This window comes from uncultured Clostridium sp., assembly GCF_947072515.1.
In the GTDB taxonomy this organism is placed as follows: Bacteria; Bacillota; Clostridia; order Clostridiales; family Clostridiaceae; genus Clostridium.
The window spans coordinates 23,221-46,257 of record NZ_CAMTIG010000022.1 but is presented as its reverse complement, the minus strand read 5'-3'; the positions used below and the strand labels follow the sequence as shown (position 1 = coordinate 46,257).

The following is a 23,037-nucleotide window of genomic DNA, read 5'->3' as shown; positions in this document are numbered from 1 at the left end:
GTATCCAAAAATATATAGTTTTATAATGTTGATTTTAAAACTTCGATAATCTCTTTTTTATTTAACTTAAATGTGTTTTCACTTATTTCATCATCATTTAATAATGCATCATAAAGTTCTTTTTTTCGTTTTTGTAAGTTTATTACCTTTTCCTCTACTGACCCTATAGAGATTAACTTAATAACTTCTACTACATTTTTTTGACCTATTCTATGAGATCTATCTGTTGCTTGATTTTCAATAGCTGGATTCCACCATGGGTCTAAATGAATAACAACGTCCGCACTTGTTAAGTTTAAACCTGTTCCTCCAGCTTTCAACGAAATTAAAAATACATTTGTATCATCTTCATTAAAAGAATTTACTAATTGGATTCTCTTCTTACTATTAACAGCTCCATCAATATAATATGATGTAATGTCATTTTCACTTAATATTCCATTTAAAATTTTAAGTGCTCTTGTAAATTGAGAGAATATAAGTATCTTATGCCCATTTTCAACATAATCTAATACTAATTCTTTTAATGCTTGTGTTTTACCACTATCCCCTAAATAAGCATCACTTACTAATGATGGATGTATTGCAATTTGTCTTAACTTAGTTATATAAGAAAGAATTTCTATACTTTCTGTTTTAAATTCTGGATCTAACTCTTCCTTATTTAAAATATCATTAATATATTTAATATAAGTTCCGTATACTTTTTTCTGAGTTTTACTCATTTCTACAGGAATTATTTTTTCAATTTTATCTGGCAGTTCCTTAAGAACATCTGCCTTTTTTCTTCTTAGTATAAATGGATAAATCAATTTCTTTAACTCTGTAATTAAAATTTTCTCTTCAAATAAGTTTCTATTAAATTTTGTGTTAAAACTAATTTTATCCCATAAATAACCTGGCAGAATATAATCAAATATTGACCATAATTCTATTAAATTATTTTCAAAAGGTGTTCCTGTTAAAGCAAACTTACATTTTGAATTAATTTTCTTACAAGTCTTAGCTATTACAGCATTACTATTTTTTATATACTGAGCTTCATCGATAAACATACAATCAAATTCATAATCATCATACATTTCAAGATCATTCTTTAACATAGTATACGTTGTTATGATAACATCATATTTATCTAAGTTTTCTAATACAATTTTTCTTTTACTCTTTGAGTCATTATTTATCTTAACTTTAGCCTTAGGTAAAAATTTATCAAATTCACTTTTCCAGTTATATATTAATGAAGTTGGTGCAACTATTAGAAATTTTCTTTCCTTATTTAACTTATTTGCAATAAAGGAAATTGCTTGAAGAGTCTTTCCAAGTCCCATTTCATCTGCTAGTATTCCACCTAGTTTTAAATCATATAAATTTTCTAACCAATTCACTCCATCTTTTTGATATTTTCGTAAATCCGCTTTTATAAGAGGTGATATCTCTTTAGATTTAAACTCTAATATAGTTTCACTTTGATTTTTAAGGATATCCTTTCCTTTATAATCATCTGAAATATTTTTAAGTTTTTCATAAATATAAATACTCTTCTCTTTAGTAAAACTTATATCCTCTTCTTTTTTATCTGCTTCTAATACATTTAACAGATTTAAAAGTTCCTTAAGTTTAATATCCTCTAAATCTAAATATTCACCACTATCTAATTTATAGTATTTTTTATTTTCCTTAAAGCTTTGTAATATATTATAAAATTCATTTTTAGGAATCTTAGAAACCTCATATTCAAACTCAAAGTAATCTTCTCTACCTCTACTTACATTAATATCAAATTTAGAGTTATTTAAATTTAAAATCCCTTTAAAATCTTCGCTATAAAAAATTTCACCTTTATCACGGAAATCATCTATATTAAATTTAAAAAAGTCAAATATTTCATCACTATTTCCAATAAAGGCAAATTTATTAGTTTCTAATGAATGGAACTTATAGTTTTTAACAAATTCTTTAATATTCTCTTCCTTTAATAAATCTCTATAAATATATTTCCCATTATAGTCTCTAAAGATATTAAACTCATATTCCTTATACTTTACCTTTACTGTAAGATATATCTCTTCATCATCACGTTCAAAATAAAAGTTAAATTTAGGTTCTGCAATTATAATTTGTTCTAATATTTTATCATCAATTATTAGATAATCTGATGTTCTTTTTAATAATGGAATTAATTCTAAGAAAATTCTTTCTTTCTCATCCTTTTCAAAAACAATTTCATTATCATCTATATTCTCATAAAACAGCTTTAACTTTTCACTTTGAGATTCAGTAGTAATATATATTATGGTATCGTATAAAAACACCGTACCAGTATTATCTAACTGCTCTGGAAGACCTCTTTCAAACTTTAATACAATAGAATCATCATTCTCCGTTAATTCTATTGGAACAGGAATTTCTGACTCTAAAATCTCTGTTTTTATCTCTCTAGAATAAAATCCAGAATTTAAAAAGATATTTGACCCTTTAATAATCAAAAATAAATTTTTAATTAACCCCTTTGGAACTTTTAAATATCTTTTCTTTATAAGTCCTTCTTGGCTTTTTTTAAACCCACCATAATTCACATCTAAATTAGATAAAGTTTGGATAAACTCTATAATTTCATTTGCAACTTTATCAAAACTATAGTCATACTTTGAAAATATAAAGTCTTTGCTATAATGCATAGGGATTCCATCTTTAAAATTTAAAATAAATTGCTGAATATCTTTTATTAGATATTTTTTCCCATTTGGTATTCCAATCTTAAATTCTAACTCTAATTCTTTAGACCAAACGTTTCTATTAATATAAGTATCTAAAGCCACCACAGGCTTTGGCTTATTATCTAGCAGCCTATCTAATAGAGAATTACGCTTAGTAAATTTAAGTATATTCTTTATATCATTATAATCAGAAACTATCCTATTTATAGTGCTATCATTTTCAAAACTTTCTATTGCTGCTATAAATAAAGCACTTATATGTTTACATGGATAATTAACTTTTTTTACAGATGTCTTCTCAAAATCTAAACAGGTACATCCTAGTTCAACCACTTCTAGTTTAAGCATATCAAATTCAATAAACACTTTATAAGAACTATAAAGATCGTCAGAGAAAACTGTTCCATTGATTGAAATAATTCTTCCATCTAATATTTCATAATCATAGTTTTCAATTAAACCATTTTCTAAAATTTCTTTTATTAAAATAGAATTTTTTGACTTTGTACTTTTAAAAAATCCATTTAAAAATTTATCTTTTATCATATAGCCTCTTCCCTTTATAAAAATTAAAGATAGCAAAATGCTATCTTTAACTTTGGATTATTTTACTTGGTTACCTACTAAAGAAAATGGTTGAGCTCTTACAATGTCAACATTAACTAATGTACCTATGCAGTCTTTTTCACCATTTAAATTAACTAGTTTTCCATTTCTTGTTCTACCAGATAATTTAGTTTCATCATTTTTACTGATTCCTTCTACAAGTACTTCTAAAGTAGTTCCTTCGTATTGTTTATTTTTAATAGCAATATTTTTATTTACTAAAGCCACTAATCTATTAAATCTTTCATGTTTTACGTCATCTGGAATTTGATTTTCCATCTTATCAGCTGGTGTATGATTTCTTCTAGAATATATAAACATAAATGCAGAATCATATTTAACCTTATCTACTAAATCTAATGTATCTTGGAAATCTTCTTCAGTTTCTCCAGGGAATCCTACAATTATATCAGTTGTAATAGATACATTTGGAATTTCCTTTTTAATTAGATCAATTAAGTATAAATATCTTTCTTTATCATAATGTCTATTCATTACTTTTAATAATCTATCTGAACCACTTTGAACTGGTAAGTGAATTTGTTCACAGATTTTACTACAATCTCTTATGGCGTATATAACTTCTTCTGTTAAGTCTTTTGGATGAGAAGTCATAAATCTTAATCTTTCTAATCCATCAACTTCATTAATCTTTCTAAGTAATTTTGCAAAATTAATGTCCTCTTCAAGCCCTTTTCCATATGAGTTTACATTTTGTCCTAGTATAGTTATTTCTTTATAACCTTTTGACACTAAATCTTTGATTTCATTTAAGATATCTTCTGATTTTCTGCTTCTTTCTCTTCCTCTAACATATGGCACTACACAGTACGTACAGAAGTTATTACAACCATACATTATTGTAACGAATGCTTTTACACTGCTTTCTCTATCTATTGGAATTCCCTCAACGATATCAGTTTCTTTATCTAAGATCTCTTTTATTTGAACACCTTCTGTTTGAACTCTTGATAAATATTCTGGGAATTTATATGCATTATGTGTTCCAAATATAATATCAACAAATGGGAAAGTTTTTAAGACTTTATCTGCCATACCAATTTGTTGCATCATACATCCACAAATGGCAATTATTAAATTTGGATTTTTTTCTTTTAGTTTTTTTACAGCCCCTAAGTTACCAAAAACTTTATTTTCAGCATTTTCTCTAACACAACAAGTGTTAAAAATTATAATGTCTGCTGTATCTCTTTCTTCAGTTTTTGAATATCCAAATCTTTTTAACATTCCAGATATTTTTTCTGAATCTTCTTCATTCATTTGACATCCATATGTAGCTATAAAATATGTTTTATTTAAACTATTTTTATTCATTTGCTATTCCTCCATTTTATAAATTTACTAGTGTATTATATCATAATCCATTATAAGTATAAAGATACTATAAAGACTCCTTAATCCATGCATACTTATTATTTACATATATAAATCCAGCTTTCATATATAAGTTTATAGCAGATAAATTATTTTCATCTACATTTATATATAATTCTTTAATTTCATATTTATAAGCTAAATTACACATATGTGCTAAGAATTTTTCTCCAAGTCCTAATTTTCTAAACTCTTTAAGGATTCCAAAGTTAACCAAAAAAAATCTACCCTTCTTTTTTATTATTTGAGCATATCCAACGGATAAATTATTATAATAAATAAAAATAGAAAGTTCATCTATATAGTAACTTTGTTGTTCATCAAAAAATATATCACTTTCCTCTAACGGAACCCTATCTTCATTATGAAAAATTTCATTTTGCAAACTACATCTTAGTTCTTCATCTCTATTCTGTAAGAACGGTTTAAAGTTAATATTAGTTTCACATAAATCCTGATTTATATTTTCATCTAAAACAATGTCTTTTTTTAATAATTTAACATTCTGTATTTGTATGAATGAATTTTTCTCCATAATATCTAATAACGTTTGATTATTTATACCTTCATATACAACTAGTTTTTCTTTTACTTTTTTTAAGTCTATCTTTTCTAAGTATTGTGATTCTACATGTATATCTATAATCTCAAGTTCATTCTTATTTATTTTTTTTATCCATACTATTCCTATATATATATTATTGTATTTAATAAGATATATAGTTCTTCTCAATGTATATTTTTCTAAAAATGTCCCTGCTGCATATTTAATTATAATATTTTCTTTTTGTGCATAGTGACATTTATTTATTAATTTTTTCGCATGTGCAATATTTTTTATTTTAAGCTTTTCAAACTTTATCATACTTCACCTACTAATATAAAATAGAAGAGGCTGTATCTAATAGATACAGCTTCAAAATTTATACATCTTTTATGCTTAAACTGACTCTTTTATTCTTACTGTCAACTGAAAGTATTCTTACTTTAATTTCATCTCCAACATTAAGAATATCACTAGGGCTATTTATTTTATTATGACTTATTTTAGAAATATGAACTAAACCATCAATTCCAGGTTCTAATTCTATAAATGCCCCAAAATCATTTATTTTAACAACTTTACCTAATACAACCGAATCTTCCCCATATTTATCTTGAATTACAGACCATGGTTCTGGACTTAATTGTTTAATACTTAAAGATAATCTTCCTTGTTCTCTATTCATGTCAATTATTTTTACATCTATAACATCACCTATGTTCAAGTAATCTTTAGGATGTTTTACATGAAGCCAAGATATTTGTGATACGTGAACTAATCCATCAATACCATTTACATTTATAAATGCTCCGAAATTAGTAAATCTTCTCACTTCTCCTGAAACAACTTGTCCGATTTCTAATGTATTCCAAGTATTATCTTCTAGATTCTTTAGTTCAATTTCCTTTACCAGTCTTCTTGAACCAATAATTCTATTAGGTCTACCTAATTTAAATTCTATTAAGATAATTTCTACTTCTGTGTTTAAAAACTTAGTTCTATCTGTAATAAATTGTATATCTATTTGAGATGCTGGTATAAATATTCTTATCCCGCTATAATATCCAACTAATCCATTTTCTTTTACTTCTGCAATTTTGATTTTAAATTTAACATTATCATTATAATATTGTTTCAGTATTTCAATAGCTTCTTCTTTTTCATACTCCATTCGAGACAATACAACTAAATTATCTGTATTTTTAAGCTTTATTACTTTTGCTGTAATAGCATCACCTACATTTAATCTATTTAATACTTCTAAAGTATCTTCTTTTATTGTTATTTCTCTCATTGGAATTATTCCATCTGTCATGTAACCAACTAGTGAAACGAATATTCCCTCTTCATTAATTGATATTATTTTTCCAACTATTTCATCACCAATTCTAACTTCTTTATCAACAGCATTCATAAATTCCAATTGTTCATTATTTAAGATATTCTTCTCAATCATATCTATACCTCCAAAGTTTATTTATACAGTTAAAATGTTTTTATCATAAGTATTAATTTATTCCACTTTTCATTATTTGAATAACTTCATCTATAATCCAATCTGGTGTAGATGCACCAGCAGTTATTCCAACAGTTTTGTAGTTTTTATTTTTAACGTATTCATCTATTGGTAGTTCTTTTGCATTCTCTATATGAATTGTATTTTCACAATTTTCTTTTGCTATTTGATATAACTTAGTTGTATTAGAACTATTCTTTCCGCCAATTACAATCATTGCATCGACTTTTTTAGAAAGTTCTAGCACACTTTTTTGTCTTACTTCTGTTGCTGAACAGATAGTATTAAAGGCTAGTAATTCCTTTGTGTTAAATGATAAATTAGAAATAGTTTTTTTCCAGTTTGCTTCTTTTTCTGTAGTTTGTGAAACTACACAAACTTTACTTGGAATTTGTGATTTAAACTCTCCATTTTGAGTGATTATAGCTTTATCACTACACCAACCATTAATTCCTACTACTTCTGGATGTTTTTCATCTCCTAATATTACTATTTCATATCCTTTATCTGAATATTTTCTAACCTTCTTTTGAATATTTGTCACAAAAGGACATGTTGCATCAATAACTGTTAATCCTTTTTCTTTTAAGATATTTAAAGTTTTTTCAGGAATCCCATGTGATCTTACAACGACAATATCATCTTCGCAAAGATTTGACATGTCTTCTAACTCTACTGAAAAAATATTATTTTCTCTTAAATATTCAACTACATCATTGTTATGAATCAAAGGTCCTAAAGTATATATTTTTTTACCATACTGTTGTTGTATCTCTATTGATTTATCTACAGCTCTTTTAACACCAAAACAAAATCCAGCGCTTTCAGCTAATAATACATTTCTCATTTATTATTCTCCTGTAAATTTAACAATTTAAATTTTTTCTAATCTCTAATGAAATTTTTTCTGTAACTTCTTCAATATTAAGGCCTGTTGTATCTATTTCAATAGCATCATCAGCCTTTCTTAAAGGATCTATTTCTCTTGTACTATCTTCATTATCTCTTCTTATGATATCTTTTAATATTTCTTCATAAGAACAATCTATTTTTTTAGATATAAGTTCCTTATATCTTCTTTCTGCTCTCTCTTCTGGTGTAGCTGTTAAGAAAAATTTAAACTTAGAATCTTTCAATACAACTGTACCGATGTCTCTTCCATCCATTATTACATTGAATTTTTTAGACATTTCTCTTTGTCTTTTTACTAAAGCTTCTCTAACCTCTCTAATAGATGCATATGCAGACACTATTTTATTTATATAAGGCATAGATAATTTTTCTTGAATATTCTCACCATTTAAATATAAATCATCATTTTCAAAATACATATCTAATCCATCTATCATTTGAATTATTTCATTTATATTTTCTGGCTTAAATCCATTTTTATCTGCCATTAATGCTACAGTTCTATACATCGCTCCTGTATTTATATACATTAAATCAAAATTTTTTGCTACTAGTTTTGCAATAGTACTTTTTCCTGCTCCTGCAGGTCCATCTATAGCTACTGATATTCTCAAATTTAATCCACCTTTCAATTTTTATGTTTACAAATTTATTATAAAGCTTTATGCTTTTTTAAACAAGTTTTTAAATATTACTTCCAGCAATATATCCTGTGGATAAAGCTACTTGAACATTATATCCTCCAGTGAAAGCATCTACATCAATAACTTCACCTGCAAATGATAAGTTTGATATTAGTTTACTCTTCATTGTAGATGGATCAATTTCCTTTGTATCTACTCCACCAGCTGTTACAATTGCTTCTGATAATGATCTAAGTCCCTTTACATCTAAGTTGAAATTCTTTAATAAATGAACTAAATTTTTTCTTTCAACTTTTGTTATTTCATTTACTTGCTTATTCTCATCAATATTAGATAATAATATTACTGTTGGTATTAATTTTTTTGGTAATAGATTATCTAATGCATTTTTAAATGGTTTGTTAATATATTTCTTAAAATCATTTTGAACTCTAGTATCTAATGCTTTAACATCTAGTGCTGGCTTTAAATCTAAACTTATGACATAATTTTTGTCTTTAATATATCTACTTCCTTTTAAAACTAAAGGCCCTGATACTCCATAATGAGTAAAAAGCATTTCTCCAAATCCACTATATACCTTTTTATTGTTTTCTAATAATGTAAGTTCTATATTTCTAAGAGATAATCCCATTAATTCTTTAATAAAGCTATTTTTAATTTCTATAGGAACTAGTGATGGCTTTAAATCAACAATATTATGGCCTAATGCTTTACTAAACTTTTGTCCATCCCCTCTTGATCCTGTTAATGGATATGATGCTCCACCAGTTGCTAATATAAAGTGATCACCATAAATTTTCTCAGTATTATTGACTTCTATGTAATTAATAGTATTTTCTTTACTCACATTTATATCTGTAACTAAACTATTTAATTTTACTTTTACTCCAGCTTCTTTTAATCCAATATTAAGCCCTTTTAATATATCAGAAGACTTATCTGATTTAGGAAACATACGCTCTCCTCTTTCTACTTTTAACTGAATTCCTTTAGACTCAAAGAAATTTATTGTATCAAGATTTGTGAATGTGTATAGTGAACTATATAAAAAGTATGGATTTCCCGGAATAAAATCAAAAAATTCTGATATGTCTCTATTATTAGTTACATTACATCTTCCTTTTCCTGTTATAAATAATTTTTTTCCTATCTTCTCATTACCATCTATTAATAATACACTATTTCCTTTATTACTAGCCTCTATTGCTGCCATTATTCCTGCTGGTCCAGCACCTATTACAACTACTTTTTTCAACTAAAACACTCCTTCGTTATTTAATAGAATTTCTTTAAATTCCTCTTCATTTAAAATGATAATATTTTTTCCTTTTAAGTTTGCTTCTTCTACACATCTTAGTTTATTCGTTCTATGATTTACATTTCCTTTAACTAAAATATCTACATTATCTGAATAACTCCCACATGGATTTCCTTTTAACCCTCTAATTTTTTGAAATATTTCTCCTCTTGTAAAACTTCTAATTTTTCCAGTTACTAAAATATTTTTAAAAGCTAATATATTTTCTTTATTTAAGTATATCTTATTATTTAACTTTTCTTCATTAAAATTATACTCAAAATTAATTTCTATAAAATTAATTAATGTTATACAAAAAATACTATCTTTTTCTTTTAACTCTATCTTTTCTCCTGTACATTTAAAAGCAACTTCTTCTAAAATAACATAATTATAAGTTTTATTTAATTTCAAATTAATTTTCGAAAAGAATTCTAGTGATTCCTTATCTTTAAAAATAATCACATCTATCTCTTTATCTTCAAAAACTGCATCTATATTATTCTTTTCATCATCTTTATAGGTTATATTTTCTAATAATTTATTTTTACTAAAATATACAGCATCTATTTTATCTATGCCTACATCTAAAAATAAACCTTTCATCTATTTCTCCTATTCACTTACGTAGTTTGATATTTTCTTTATAATATTTTAAAAAGCTAAAAGAAATCCTTCTTTTAGCTTTTTAAAATTTTTTATTTTTCTAAATCGGAAATTGTTTTATTATTTATTTGATATATTTTATAATCTTGCCAAATTGATTCAAGTGATCCGAATATATTTGCAATGTTTTCTTTTTCTCTCATACCTACAGCTATAATAAGTGCATTAACTAATGATAATGGTGCAACTAAAGAATCAACGAAAGATGCCATATTACTTTCAGCTATTAAAGATAAATCTGATTTTACAGATAATGGTGATATTATACTATCTGTTATAGCAACAACTTTTGCTCCTCTTGACTTTGCAAAATCCAATGCATCAATTGTTTTAGATGCATAACGTGGAAACCCAATACCAATAACAAGATCTCCTTCTCGCACATTTATTATTTGTTCAAAAATATCTGAAATACCATAACTTACAGTTCTTACATTTTGTAAAATTATATTTAAATAAAAACCTAAGAATTCTGCAACTGCTGTAGAACTTCTTAATCCTATTATGTATATTTTTTTTGCTTTGAAAATTTCATCAATTACTTGTTCAAAAATTTCAGGATTTATTTTTTCTAAAGTTGATCTTATATTTTCCATATCTGACTTTAAAACACCCTTTAAAGCATCTGAATCAGATATATAATCATTTGAAAGTTCTAACCTTTGAACTGTTGTCAATTTATTTTTAATTAATTCTTGTAAAGCCTTCTGTAGTTTAGGATATCCTGAAAATCCTAATTCATTTGCAAATCTTACTACTGTTGATTCAGATACTCCAACAGATGTCCCTAGTTTTGCTGCTGTCATAAATGCTGCTTTATCATAATTATTTAAAATATAGTCTGCTATTAATTTCTGGCCTTTACTTAGTTTTGAAAATCTAATTTGGATTAATCTCATTAAATCCTTATTTTCGTTTAACTCTAATTTTTCTATTAATTCTTTCATAATATACCTACTTTTCTTATTTAATTAAGCAAAATAATTTTAACATTTAATGACATTTAATGCAATTAAAATTTCATTTTAATTTGAATTTTTTTCAATTACAAATAGTCTAGGTGCTAGATTGTTTCTGTTTATATACCTATGTTCCATAACTGCGAACCTTTCTTTAGGTAATTTACTTAAATAGTCAAGTATGCAAGTTTCCTCTTTTTTTCCTTCATCATGTCCTATATATACACAGATTGTCATTATTCCTTTTGGATTTAAAATTTTTAAGCCTTCGTTGATACTTTTAATAGTTGTTTCACTTTTAGTTGTTATAGCTTTATCTTTACTACCAGGTAAAAATCCTAAGTTATACATTATACAATCGACATTTTCTTTTATATATTTATCTAAATATTCATGTGAATCATTTATTACCATTGTATTTTCAGCATTAGAATACTTATCACATGCTTCCTTTTGTATATCAAAAGCATATACTTTATCAAATGATTTACTTAAAAAATCCGTATCATGCCCATTTCCTAATGTACAATCAACTGCTATTTTTTTATTATCCTCATAACTTTTTATTATTCCTTGGGCTATCTTGCTTATCTCATCAATATAATTATACATACTTCCTCCTAAAATTCTACTTTAATTTATCAAAATCCTTATAATTATATTGTAATACTATTATCAGAATTAGTACATATTGTTAAAATCAAAATAGCTAGAAAAATTTCTAGCTATTTTGATTTTATATTCTAAAAACAACTTCTATTATTTGCTAATAGTAAAATCCATAATAAAGGACTATTTCCGAATCCGCAGTTTCCGAATCCACCATTTCCCATACCACAGTTTCCCATACCGCAATTTGAATATCCGCAATTATTTCCTCCGCATCCACAGTTGTTTCCACAACAATTACTTCTGCAGCTGCAACAATTATTACAACAACATCCTCTTCTAGACATATACACACACTCCATTTCATTCGTTAATATAATATATAATATGATTTATATTTTTAAATGTTCAATATTTTATTTACGAATATATATTTTTTAAGTATACTTTTTATTAAGAGGTGATTTTATGGATAAACGAAATAGAGCAATTGTACCTAGAAATGTTGTTAATGCAAAAATGATGTATATGCTATACATTTTAAAAGAACTCTCAAAAGGAAATACTGTATTTGGAAATAGGGTTCTTTCAGATTTTAAAGAGACATTTGAATCATCAGCACTGCCTTTTCCAGTTTCATCTAGTACAGTTTATGAAAGTCTTTATGAGCTTGAAAAATGTGGCTATGTAGTATCTACGTGGACTGGCGATGAAGTTTCAAATAAAAGAAGCAAAAAAATCTATCATATAACTGATTCAGGATTACTTTTTCTAAAAAATAATCTTTCTGATTATGTTACTAACTTAGATAAAACTAAAGCTACTTTAGATAAAATAAAGTTATTACTTTTAAAATAAAGCATCTTAATAAAAAGGTGCTTTATTTTTCACTTCTTTTTATGGCCTCTTCTTCAATACTTTTATTTTTAATTTGAAGTTTCTCTTTTAAAATATTTTCTTCTGCACATAAATAATCTAATTTTTTTAAAACATCTGCATAGCCCTTTTTTATATATTCATTTCTGCATAATTGCTTATATGTAACATTATTTATATCAATCTCTAAAATTTCTTTATAATTATTCCCATATATTTTTTTTATTATAGAATAGAACCCTTTTAATATTTCTTCTTTTTCTTTGCAATCAATAATATCTCTATTTACTTTTTCTATAATTCCATATAACTGATAAATATAACTTAACTCTTTTAAATTATATTTATCACTTAATGAAGCTACCGCACATGAGTATCCTTTGTTTATAGGTAGTATATATATATATTCTATACTATCAAAGTTTAATATCCCCCTAATGCTCGTATAAATTGCTGTACAGACATCTAATCGTATAACATTTGCATTGGCACAAACTTCCTTTATTTTAAATCTTTCTTCATACTCTCTATTTTCTTGTAATTTTGCATCATCTTCTCTTCGTCTAATATCGTATAATTTATTGTTAATTATCCAACTTAAAAATCCTCCAAGTAATGATCCACATATTATAGAAATTGCTGATATTATTGATGTTATAACAGGTATTGGCATTTTTTCTCGTCCTCTCTTTTCACATTCTAATAATATTGTTCCTTTTTTGAAAAATTTTATTACTTTAATGGAGTTGTTAACAAAAATATTTTTTTGTTATTCATTTATATATAATTTTTTCATAGAAAATAGGTATAATACTAATATACTATTTGGGAGGAATTATATATGCTAAAAAATAATCTTATTGTCGTAAGTATATTTTCAATGTTATTAGCTCAATTTTTAAAAATACCAATTGGTTATATAATAGATAGAAAGTTAAACTTTAAAAGAATCTTTGAAACTGGGGGTATGCCAAGTTCGCACTCAGCATTTATAGTTTCATTAACTGTAGGTATTGGTAGAGAAAATGGAGTTAATTCTTCTATTTTTGCCTTATCCTTTGTAATGGCTTGTATAATAATGTATGATGCTATGGGTATTAGGAGAGCGGCAGGTCAACATGCCAAATTATTAAATATAATACTTTCTTCTGATAATCAAAATGAAAGTAAAAAATTTGGATTACCTCAAATAAAATTAAAAGAACTTTTAGGTCATACACCTTTTGAAGTTTTAGGTGGTATACTTTTAGGTTTATTAATGGGATTTCTTTTTACTTAGAAATCCATAAATTAAAATCCCTACTGAAAATCAGTAGGGATTTTAATTATTCATTATTAAATTTCACATTTTCAAATAATCTATATAAATTAAATGCATCATCACCTGAATTATGTTTTACACCTTCAAATTCGATATTGTATTCTAATAAGGCATTAGTTAAAGATAACATGTCCTCTTTCTTTAACAGGTCCTTACATAAAACTTCTTGAAAATCTATGTTGTTTTTTAATATATTTAAAGCAGCTTTATTCTGTTTTAAATGTCTTCTATAATCGTTCTTTAAAACAGCTATATCATTTCCACCCCAATATAAACATAAAGCTTTTTCTTCATTAATCCAATTTCCAAGATTATTAAAGACATAATCAAAACCTTCAGCATTATCAATTTCTTCTTGGCTTAATGCTGTGATTTCTATACATTTACTCGTTAATTCATTAACTTCAATAGGTTTAATTAAACTATAAAACCTATCTACTTTTCCAGATACAATATCTAACTTGCAAGCACCAACACTAATTATTTCTACACTTTTAAAATCAACCAAACAATTCATTTCAAAATCAAAAAAAACTAAAGTTTTTGCCTCTGCATATTTTTCTCTTAATAATTCGATTGTTGAACTTCTTTTTAATATCTTTCTATATTCTTTACCTATTTTTTTGCATCGAATATACAATGCTATAGGTGGCTTATTTTCTTTTTTTATAAATCCTGTTACTTTTTTAAATTCTTTACATTCACATAAATTAATTTTTTCTAAGAAAAAATTTAAACTTTTTAAATTTAAATATAGCTTTTTACAAATAATATTTATAGATTCAGTATTATTTGTAAAAAAATAAACTTTTGAATCTTCCTTTATTTCTTCTAATTTAATTAAAGATAAAATATTACTAAGTAAAAACTCTAAACCTTCTATTGAATTCTTTATAGCATTTTCATTTTTTAATTTTTTCTTTAACTTTATAAAAACTTTTCCTGTTTCTATATTTTTTATAACATAATTTAATCTAGATTCTTCATGTTTTTTTTCTATATAGAAATATACTCCGATTTTATCATTCATTAGTTTATTTCCCTTCACTATGTATTCTAACATTATTATTTTATCACTATTGTTAATATTTTTCCATAATCACTATACAAAAATACTAAGTGGAATAATATGAATACAGTTATCTATACTCAATTCGCCTAAGACTGGAAGAGTGATTCCTATATTTATCTTCCTAAATACTCGGTCAATTTTTTGTAATATCTCCTCATAAAATTCTCTTTGATCTAATTTTCTAATTAAGCTTAATTTAGCATTATTACCATTATTTATTCCTGTAACTTTTCCAACTACACTTACAGTACATCCAATATTAGATGTACTACAACAATTATTATTAAAAAAGTAACTATTATTTATTTGTAAAATGAATCTGTTTATTCCATCATTTAATATTAAATCTACTATCCCACATTTCTCCATAGCAGTTTTTATAGCTACTAACGCTTTTTTTACACAAACCCCTTCTAATTCTGTATTTTTTAAAAGAGATTCAATTTTTTTCTCACCATAAATGTCTATTATTAATAAAAGACTATCTATATAACTTAATACTGAATTTTCTTCTATTACAGCTGAAATGTGTATATAGTCTCCTTGAGAACATCTTCTAGTTGCTTGAAAGTTTATTATTTTTCCAACATCAGATAAATTCCTATAAAAATCTAAATGATATACATATGCTGTATATATCTGTGTTACTGATTCCTCACATCTTTTATTTGCTGATTGCTCATGTCCTCCCTCAAATCCAGTTAATACAGTTTTAGTTTCTCCTTCTGAATTTCCATACCCTTTAAATCCTTCCCTTTTATCTCTATTACATCTCTCTTCTAAAAATAAAGTATCATTCTTTTGAATTTTCTCTCTATCACATAGTCCTATATCAATAGTATTCTTCTTACTTCTAATATCTATATATCCATAAAATCCACCTTGAATAGAATTAATATTTCTAACTAATATTTCATCTAAATATATTAAAATTCCTAAATCATCAAACATGCTCTCACCCCTTTACTATGTATATTCAAAAAATATAGATTTTTTACACTTTATAATTAACTAGCTTTAAATTACTATAGACTGTATAATAAAACTATTATTTAAAACAAAGGAGATTTATATGGATACTTTATCATTAAACCAAAACCTAACTAATGCATTAGAAAAAAAAGGATTTGAAACTTTTACAGAGGTTCAAGAAAAAACAATTCCATTAATACTTGATAATAAAAGTTTAATTATAGAATCTAAAACAGGAAGCGGAAAAACATTAGCTTTTTTAATGCCAATATTCAATAAAATAAATTTATCTGAAAAGACTATTCAAGCTTTAGTTATAGCCCCAACTCAAGAATTAGCTTCTCAGATTTATTCAGAAGCTACACTTTTAAAGGAGCAATCTGAATTAAATGTTTCTTCAACTTTAATCATTGGAGGAGCTAATATAAATAACCAAATTAAAAAAATAAAAGAAAAACCACAAATAATAATCGGAACTCCAAAGAGAATTTTAGAATTAATTAAACTAAAAAAATTACCTTGTCACAATATTAAAACTTTAGTTTTTGATGAAGCAGACCATGTCTTAGATAAAAATAACTTTAAAACTACTGGTGCAATAAGAAAAGCTACTTTAAGAGATACTCAAATTATAGCTTTTTCAGCTACTATAGATGAAGGTACAACTTCAAGAGCATTATCTTTAATGAACAAAGGTGAAATCGTAAAATTAAGCAAAGATAAAATGTCTGAAAATGTAGCACATATAATTGTTGAATGTGAAAGAAGAGATAAATATGAAATAACAAATAAAATCTTAAATATTATTAAAGATGAAAAATGTATCATATTTACAAACTCAGCTAATGACATTAACCTTTTAGAAGAAACTCTTGAATTTCACAAAAAGAAAGCAATTGTTCTAAGTGGTTCTAAAGATAAACATTCTAGAAAAGATGCTATGGAAAAATTCAAGTCAGGTTCTATTAATATTCTAATATCATCTGATTTAGGTGCTAGAGGATTACATATTGAAAATATTAATTATATTATTAACTTAGATTACCCTCTTGAATCAAATGAATATGTTCATCGTGCTGGACGTTCAGGAAGAAATGAAATAGAAGGAACTTCTATTTGTATTGCTACTAAAAGAGATTTAAGCTTTATAAATAAGTATTCAAAAGATTTAAATGTTTCTTTCACAAAGAAGAGGATTTCAAACGAAAGCCTAATATAATTTATAAAATAAGAGCTCTTAACTAAGAGCTCTTATTTTATGTAAATATAATATGCTAAATATCCTATATGGAGCATATTTATTCCTATATAAATAAAGAGCGAAAAACATAAAATATAATTAATATTTTTAAGCTCCTTACTAGTTGCTTTTTTAAAAATCTTACTAACAAGTAAAATTAATAAACCAATAAAAATAATTTTCAAGATAAAACCTTTCATTGGCTTCTCAACAAAACCTACCATCAAAGCATTTGCTTCTATAAAAAATCCTGTTCCTACTAAAAATATTGTGAAAAAATAATCTGAAATATTTAAAAAATATAGAAGTTTCAATTTAATTTGTAGCTTCTCATATGAAATATCTTTTATAAAATTAAAAATAAGACAACACCTCCATTTCTAAGTATTGCCTTATTTTTGAAATTTAAGCTTATTTTAATTTTTCTATTTCAAAAGAATGAATGTTTGTAGCTTTTACCTTAACATCTTTTCTGTATGTAAATAATCTTTTTACTAAATCATTAAATTCAGTAGTTGATTTATCTCCAACATATACATCTTCTGGTAAGCTTACTCTTACTTTTTTAGCTTTATGCATATACTCTACTTCCAATTCTTTTGGAGCAGGCTTAAATTTTAATGTGATTACAGCTTTATCAGCTAATGCTAATGCTATATCATCAATGTATCCTTCATAGATTCCTAATTTTTCAATTGTAGATCCTTCAAAGTTTCCATAAGTAGAAACTTCCCATCTACCATATACGCTTCTAAATCCTTCTTCGAAGTCTGAGACATCTATGTCGTCACACTCTAATGATTTACCACAAATTGGGCAAAACATATATTCTGAATCATAGTATTTATCGCATGTTGCACAATGTTTCATATTTGTATCTTTCATGTTTGAATTCATATTATTCACTCCTTATCTTCTTAATTATACATAAATTATGGAACTTAGTTTTTGCTTTTATGAAAATTTTATACTTTGTTAACTAATCTAAATTTTAATGACCATCATTTTATAGAAAATGATGGTCATTAATCCTTTATTCTTAGAAGTGTACTTTCTGTACAAAAATTTTTAAAACTATATAATATTAATATTTCATCATATTTATTATCTTCTAAAAATCCTTTTAAACTTTGGCTAAAACTTCTAAAATCTATAATATGCACTTCTTCATAATTACTTGTTAAATAAGGAATAAAGGAATTTGCAAAGGAGTCTTTAATAACTAAAATCTTTTTCCCATTTTTATTTGCCTTGTTTTCTATTTTTACATAAGGATTATTTCCATTTAAATAAACAGAATATTTATCTCTCTTTTCTAGATAGGATAAATTATATATAGAATCATAATTATCCTCGCCAATAGTCATTTTCAAATCATCAATAGGTATATATGAAAAACTATCCCCCTTATTAAAAATAGGTTTTGCCTTTGAATAAAAACTTCCTAAAAAATCATTAATTTGTACCCTATTCGATTTAATATCAATCGGCTTTAAATTCACTGATTTCATAAATTCCTCATATCCAATATAAGCTCCATCTATTGTCCAATGATGATCAGTTTTATAATATAGATATTCATCTTTATTAGTCTTTAATTTATCTAATATATCTACAGTATTTATATTTTCCATTTTACTATAAATTTCTTGGATCTCTTTTGATTCATTAATAACAGGAGGATTTCCGATTAAATTTTCTTTATATACTTCATAAGAACTTGGTACTAACAGTAATGAAACATTCCCATTATAATTATTTTTAAATTTATTTATAGAATCAATATTATAAGCTTTTCGATGTTCATCTAGCTCAAAATATTTATGGAATAAATAATTATCCTTTCCTAGTAAAACATCATTATTTTCTATTTTAGAAAAAAATTTTTCTGATATAGCTTTAAGACTTATTAGTTCATCTCTAAATGCCATCTGCTCATTAATATATTTATCATACTCCTTAAATATATCTCCATTTAAAATTTTTTCCTTTGTAATTTTAATCTTCCCTTTTAAATATTTATTTTCAATCTCTGAAAACTCCTTAATTGGCTCTAATATATCTATTAAAGTAATTAACAAAATACTTATACAAAAGCTATATAAAAGATAATGTTTTTTCATAATGCTCCTTAAAATCTAAAATAAAGAAATGGATTATATGATGCATCCACTAAGTATGCAATACTCACAAAAAATATTGATAATAGTATCACTGTCTTTAATAACTCATTTTTTATTTTATTATAATTTTTTTTAACTAAAGGCGTTGATAAAACTCCACCTATTAACAGGATGAAGAGGTAATTTCTAAAATAATAAAAGAACTCCCCACCTTTAAATATAAATAATCTACTTATATAAAGATAAATATCATTAATATTAGTAAATTCAAAGATTACCCATCCAATACACAATAAAATAATAGTATATATGTGTGAAAAGATTCTCTTTTTCTCTAAAAACTCTTTTAAAAACATTTTTTCAAATACTATAATAAGAAGAAAATATAATCCCCATAGTAAAAAGTTTATTTCTGCACCATGCCATAGGCCAGTACATATCCATACTATAGCTAAATTTCTAATTCCTTTTCTTATTCCCTTTCTATTTCCTCCTAAAGGAATATAAAGATATTCTTCAAACCATTTTCTAAGAGTTATATGCCACCGTCTCCAAAACTCTGTAATACTTCTCGATATATATGGGTAATTAAAGTTACTTGGGAAATTAAAACCCAGCATTTTTCCAAGTCCAATTGCCATTAATGAATACCCATTAAAATCAAAATAAATCTGCAATCCAAAAGCTATTATTCCTAACCATGCTAATATAGTTGATATCTCACTTATTTTCATATTTAAAACTTCATCCCATAACATTCCAACATTATTTGCAATGATAACTTTTTGACCAAGACCTAATATAAAAAATTCAATTCCCTCCTCAATATTAGTTTTATTCAATTCTCGAACTTTAAGATTTTTTTCTATATCACTATATTTAACTATAGGTCCAGCAATAAGTTGAGGAAATAAACTTACGAAGGCTGCAAAGTCTATAAAATTCTTTTCTGCTTTAATAGTTCCTCTAAAAACGTCAATAGTATAAGACATTGTTTGAAAAGTATAAAAACTTATTCCTAAAGGTAAAATCAACTTTGTAAAACTAATGTCCATATTAAACAAACCATTTATATTACCTATAATTAAACTTGAATACTTAAAAATGATTAGTATCCCTAAGTTAAATGCTATTGAACAAATTAAAAAGAATCTTTGCATCTTTCTATTTTCATAAAATTTTTCTATTAAATTCCCAATGATGAAATCAACTATTATTGAAAGTAACATTAAAAATATGTACTTAATCCCTCCAAAACTATAAAAAATAAAACTTCCAATAACTAAAATTAAATTTCTACTTTTGGCGCCTACTAAATAATATATTAAAAAGAATATTGGTAAAAATCTAAATATAAAAGTTAAACTACTAAAAATCAAAACTCTTCCTCACTTTAGACTAAAAGCTATCTCTTATTATTGAGATAGCTTTTATATTTTTATTTAAATTCATCTTCAAATGCTGTTACAACTTTTTCTAAATTTCCTTCACCATCTTCATAATCTGGAATTATAAATAATCCAATATAATTTCCTGTTTCTAAAATTTTAGCATTTTCAACTGCTTCTTGCTCTCCTGGGTAAAATGGCTGAATTGATTTTATATACTCTTTTAAAGAATTTGTAACAGCTTCAGCTTGTCCCTTTTTCACTTTAATTAAAGCTATAGTTTCAAGCCCTGTATTAACTTTACCTTTTTTTATAGAATAACTTTCTATTTGATCTAAGTTCAGCTTAAATATTTCTTTAGCTTCCTCATCAGTAATATCTCCCATTGGTCTTAATTGAACATTTTCACTTATTTTCTTTGATAAATCTTCTAAATTTATATCTTCTACTTGTTCTTGATTAGTGTCATTTTTTCCATCATTAGTCCCACTCCCACATGAAACTATTGTTGAACCTATAATAGCTATAGACATAATAGCTAAGATTAATTTTTTTCTCATTTTTCTTCTCCCTTTATGTAAATAATTTCATTTTAATTATACAATATTATGTATTTTTTGTGAATTTATTTTTAGTTTTTATTTATTTAATATCATTTACGAGGATTTTATTTTAGATGTAAATGATATGAATTTCATCTATTCCATAAAAAAACAAGCTATATTTTAATATAGCTTGTTTTTTTATTCTTTATTTTTTTCGATTATATTTATAATTAAGCATCATTCCAGTACCTAATATACAAAGTGATGCTATAACCCCCACTACTTTTACTGGTGTATCATAACCAACATATAAAAATCTTCCCGTTAATCCAACTCCACACCCAATAAGTAAAGGATAAACAATTTTTTGCATCATAATTCTCCCCTTTTTAACCATATATAATTAATTCTATAGTACAATCTTTCAACTTATGCCCTTTATTTAAATACATTATTCTCATATTTCTGTATAAGTTTTAACCCCTCTTTTCCATTCATAGTTCCAAAAGTTCGCATATCTATTACACTACATGGAATATTAAATGGTGATACTAATTTACTTATTGAATTTAAAAGAAATCTTACCTGTGGAGAAATAAGTATTAAATCTATATCCCCCTGCTTCATTCTTAATATGACTACAAAACAAACTAGAAGTAAGTCCACCAGCACAACATATACAAACTATCATAATACTTCACCCTTTTTTATAATATATTTCTTAGCAATTCAATTTTTATTTTTCTAATATTTGTAACGCTTCATTAGCCATTATCAAAATATTTTCTTGAATATTTTTAGCTCTATTTAAATCTTCTTGAGTATACCACTTAAGTAAATTAGATTCTCCATCAGCTGGCTTTGTTTCACAAGATTCTGCACTTGCATAATATACAAAATCTATATGGTAATGTTCTTCTGCTACCTCACTCAAAATTGTATACATAGGATTTACTAATAATTTTTCTCCAGATAATTCACAGGTCTTTTTAAGTTCTTTATTTATTGAATTATAAAGTTTTATTTTTATTCCTGCTTCTTCTTCCACTTCACGTATACATGCTTCCTCTGGTAATTCATTAACTTCTATATGTCCCCCCAAAGGAAGTATTTTTTTGGCTTTCTTATGTAAATGTAATAGCACTTTATCTTTATAAACAATAAATACTGAAACTGTAAAATGTTTATCCATTTATCTATTCCCCCTATAAATATATTTAAACTATACTCTTATAAATAATAACTTATGCTTCCTAAAATAGAGAAAAATATAGCTGAAACTGATGAAAAAATAGTACCATGAGTCTGCAGTTGTATACATAAAAGTACTATTATTGCTCCTATTATTGTAATTGTACAATTTCTAAAATATTTCAACTTTTTTATCCTCTTACTTTTCATAAATTTTCACCTCATTTTAATTATATATTCCTCTCTCCCCTTTTGTAATACTAATTATTTGACTATTTCTTAGATATTTATATAAATAATTTCTAAATCTTAAATGAAACTAATTTTGCACTTAAATTTTCTTTAATATTTTATATAGAGATATTTATTTTTATATTTTATTTAATCTGTTTCTATATATTAAAGCTTTATGTTGCATTTAAGAGTAGTATTAGTTAT

24 protein-coding genes and 1 pseudogene are annotated in these 23,037 nt (G+C 25.2%); 3 read left to right on the top strand and 22 right to left on the bottom strand.

Annotated features, from left to right (window positions below; all coding sequences use genetic code 11):
• Positions 1 to 20: 20 nt before the first annotated feature.
• From Q0W06_RS09880 to Q0W06_RS09835, 10 genes and pseudogenes are all read right to left on the bottom strand, one after another.
• Positions 21 to 3,266 carry a DEAD/DEAH box helicase gene (locus tag Q0W06_RS09880; protein WP_297634586.1) on the bottom strand — a complete coding sequence of 1,082 codons (3,246 nt, stop codon included), beginning with the start codon at positions 3,264 to 3,266 and terminating at the stop codon, positions 21 to 23.
• A 57-nt stretch (positions 3,267 to 3,323) separates the two neighbouring features.
• The gene (gene miaB, locus Q0W06_RS09875) at positions 3,324 to 4,661 is read right to left on the bottom strand and encodes a tRNA (N6-isopentenyl adenosine(37)-C2)-methylthiotransferase MiaB (RefSeq protein ID WP_297634584.1); all 1,338 of its coding nucleotides are present in this window, start codon (positions 4,659 to 4,661) and stop codon (positions 3,324 to 3,326) included.
• A 67-nt stretch (positions 4,662 to 4,728) separates the two neighbouring features.
• On the bottom strand, positions 4,729 to 5,586 hold the full coding sequence (locus Q0W06_RS09870) for a GNAT family N-acetyltransferase (RefSeq protein WP_297634581.1): 858 nt from the start codon (positions 5,584 to 5,586) through the stop codon (positions 4,729 to 4,731).
• A gap of 58 nt (positions 5,587 to 5,644) precedes the next feature.
• Positions 5,645 to 7,628: pseudogene (locus tag Q0W06_RS09865) on the bottom strand (bifunctional 4-hydroxy-3-methylbut-2-enyl diphosphate reductase/30S ribosomal protein S1).
• A 19-nt stretch (positions 7,629 to 7,647) separates the two neighbouring features.
• Entirely contained in the window at positions 7,648 to 8,307 is a 660-nt protein-coding gene (gene cmk / locus Q0W06_RS09860; protein ID WP_297634578.1) for a (d)CMP kinase, read from the bottom strand.
• 70 nt (positions 8,308 to 8,377) lie between these two features.
• Positions 8,378 to 9,595 (bottom strand): NAD(P)/FAD-dependent oxidoreductase, encoded by a 1,218-nt coding sequence (locus tag Q0W06_RS09855; protein WP_297634576.1) that lies wholly within the window; start codon positions 9,593 to 9,595, stop codon positions 8,378 to 8,380.
• Entirely contained in the window at positions 9,596 to 10,243 is a 648-nt protein-coding gene (locus Q0W06_RS09850) for a hypothetical protein (protein WP_297634573.1), read from the bottom strand.
• A gap of 92 nt (positions 10,244 to 10,335) precedes the next feature.
• Positions 10,336 to 11,250 carry a MurR/RpiR family transcriptional regulator gene (locus Q0W06_RS09845; RefSeq protein ID WP_297634570.1) on the bottom strand — a complete coding sequence of 305 codons (915 nt, stop codon included), beginning with the start codon at positions 11,248 to 11,250 and terminating at the stop codon, positions 10,336 to 10,338.
• A gap of 78 nt (positions 11,251 to 11,328) precedes the next feature.
• Positions 11,329 to 11,874, bottom strand: coding sequence for a class I SAM-dependent methyltransferase (locus Q0W06_RS09840; RefSeq protein WP_297634567.1), 546 nt, complete (start codon positions 11,872 to 11,874; stop codon positions 11,329 to 11,331).
• Positions 11,875 to 12,005: 131 nt separating this feature from the next.
• Entirely contained in the window at positions 12,006 to 12,218 is a 213-nt protein-coding gene (locus tag Q0W06_RS09835; protein WP_297634564.1) for a hypothetical protein, read from the bottom strand.
• A 121-nt stretch (positions 12,219 to 12,339) separates the two neighbouring features.
• On the opposite strand from Q0W06_RS09835, the gene Q0W06_RS09830 reads away from it, so the two are divergent.
• Positions 12,340 to 12,729: a PadR family transcriptional regulator gene (locus Q0W06_RS09830; protein WP_297634561.1), complete on the top strand. Its 390-nt coding sequence runs from the start codon at positions 12,340 to 12,342 to the stop codon at positions 12,727 to 12,729.
• Positions 12,730 to 12,751: 22 nt separating this feature from the next.
• Here Q0W06_RS09830 and Q0W06_RS09825 read toward each other — a convergent pair whose 3' ends face one another.
• The gene (locus Q0W06_RS09825) at positions 12,752 to 13,420 is read right to left on the bottom strand and encodes a hypothetical protein (protein WP_297634558.1); all 669 of its coding nucleotides are present in this window, start codon (positions 13,418 to 13,420) and stop codon (positions 12,752 to 12,754) included.
• A gap of 168 nt (positions 13,421 to 13,588) precedes the next feature.
• Between Q0W06_RS09825 and Q0W06_RS09820 the strand changes: the two genes are divergently transcribed.
• The gene (locus Q0W06_RS09820) at positions 13,589 to 14,026 is read left to right on the top strand and encodes a divergent PAP2 family protein (RefSeq protein ID WP_297634556.1); all 438 of its coding nucleotides are present in this window, start codon (positions 13,589 to 13,591) and stop codon (positions 14,024 to 14,026) included.
• Positions 14,027 to 14,072: 46 nt separating this feature from the next.
• On the opposite strand, the gene Q0W06_RS09815 is transcribed toward Q0W06_RS09820, so the two are convergent.
• Positions 14,073 to 15,098 carry a 3'-5' exonuclease gene (locus tag Q0W06_RS09815; protein ID WP_297634553.1) on the bottom strand — a complete coding sequence of 342 codons (1,026 nt, stop codon included), beginning with the start codon at positions 15,096 to 15,098 and terminating at the stop codon, positions 14,073 to 14,075.
• 72 nt (positions 15,099 to 15,170) lie between these two features.
• Positions 15,171 to 16,091 (bottom strand): hypothetical protein, encoded by a 921-nt coding sequence (locus Q0W06_RS09810; protein ID WP_297634550.1) that lies wholly within the window; start codon positions 16,089 to 16,091, stop codon positions 15,171 to 15,173.
• A 121-nt stretch (positions 16,092 to 16,212) separates the two neighbouring features.
• Here Q0W06_RS09810 and Q0W06_RS09805 point away from each other — a divergent pair, with 121 nt between their 5' ends.
• Positions 16,213 to 17,331 (top strand): DEAD/DEAH box helicase, encoded by a 1,119-nt coding sequence (locus Q0W06_RS09805; protein ID WP_297634547.1) that lies wholly within the window; start codon positions 16,213 to 16,215, stop codon positions 17,329 to 17,331.
• A 32-nt stretch (positions 17,332 to 17,363) separates the two neighbouring features.
• Here the strand turns inward: Q0W06_RS09805 and Q0W06_RS19650 are convergent, their stop codons facing one another.
• From Q0W06_RS19650 to Q0W06_RS09765, 9 genes are all read right to left on the bottom strand, one after another.
• Positions 17,364 to 17,666 carry a DUF5658 family protein gene (locus tag Q0W06_RS19650; protein WP_366516767.1) on the bottom strand — a complete coding sequence of 101 codons (303 nt, stop codon included), beginning with the start codon at positions 17,664 to 17,666 and terminating at the stop codon, positions 17,364 to 17,366.
• 97 nt (positions 17,667 to 17,763) lie between these two features.
• A complete protein-coding gene (locus Q0W06_RS09800; protein ID WP_297634545.1) occupies positions 17,764 to 18,249 on the bottom strand; it encodes a hypothetical protein in 486 nt (161 codons plus the stop codon).
• 128 nt (positions 18,250 to 18,377) lie between these two features.
• Positions 18,378 to 19,475: a DHHW family protein gene (locus Q0W06_RS09795; RefSeq protein ID WP_297634542.1), complete on the bottom strand. Its 1,098-nt coding sequence runs from the start codon at positions 19,473 to 19,475 to the stop codon at positions 18,378 to 18,380.
• Positions 19,476 to 19,483: 8 nt separating this feature from the next.
• Positions 19,484 to 20,854 (bottom strand): MBOAT family O-acyltransferase, encoded by a 1,371-nt coding sequence (locus Q0W06_RS09790; RefSeq protein WP_297634539.1) that lies wholly within the window; start codon positions 20,852 to 20,854, stop codon positions 19,484 to 19,486.
• Between the two features lie 59 nt (positions 20,855 to 20,913).
• Positions 20,914 to 21,423 carry a DUF4358 domain-containing protein gene (locus tag Q0W06_RS09785; RefSeq protein WP_297634536.1) on the bottom strand — a complete coding sequence of 170 codons (510 nt, stop codon included), beginning with the start codon at positions 21,421 to 21,423 and terminating at the stop codon, positions 20,914 to 20,916.
• A gap of 190 nt (positions 21,424 to 21,613) precedes the next feature.
• The gene (locus Q0W06_RS09780) at positions 21,614 to 21,784 is read right to left on the bottom strand and encodes a hypothetical protein (protein ID WP_297634533.1); all 171 of its coding nucleotides are present in this window, start codon (positions 21,782 to 21,784) and stop codon (positions 21,614 to 21,616) included.
• 62 nt (positions 21,785 to 21,846) lie between these two features.
• Positions 21,847 to 22,035 (bottom strand): hypothetical protein, encoded by a 189-nt coding sequence (locus Q0W06_RS09775; protein ID WP_297634530.1) that lies wholly within the window; start codon positions 22,033 to 22,035, stop codon positions 21,847 to 21,849.
• 109 nt (positions 22,036 to 22,144) lie between these two features.
• Positions 22,145 to 22,600, bottom strand: a complete 456-nt coding sequence (locus Q0W06_RS09770) for an NUDIX domain-containing protein (protein WP_297634527.1) — start codon at positions 22,598 to 22,600, stop codon at positions 22,145 to 22,147.
• A gap of 38 nt (positions 22,601 to 22,638) precedes the next feature.
• A complete protein-coding gene (locus Q0W06_RS09765; RefSeq protein ID WP_297634524.1) occupies positions 22,639 to 22,809 on the bottom strand; it encodes a hypothetical protein in 171 nt (56 codons plus the stop codon).
• Positions 22,810 to 23,037 lie beyond the last annotated feature (228 nt).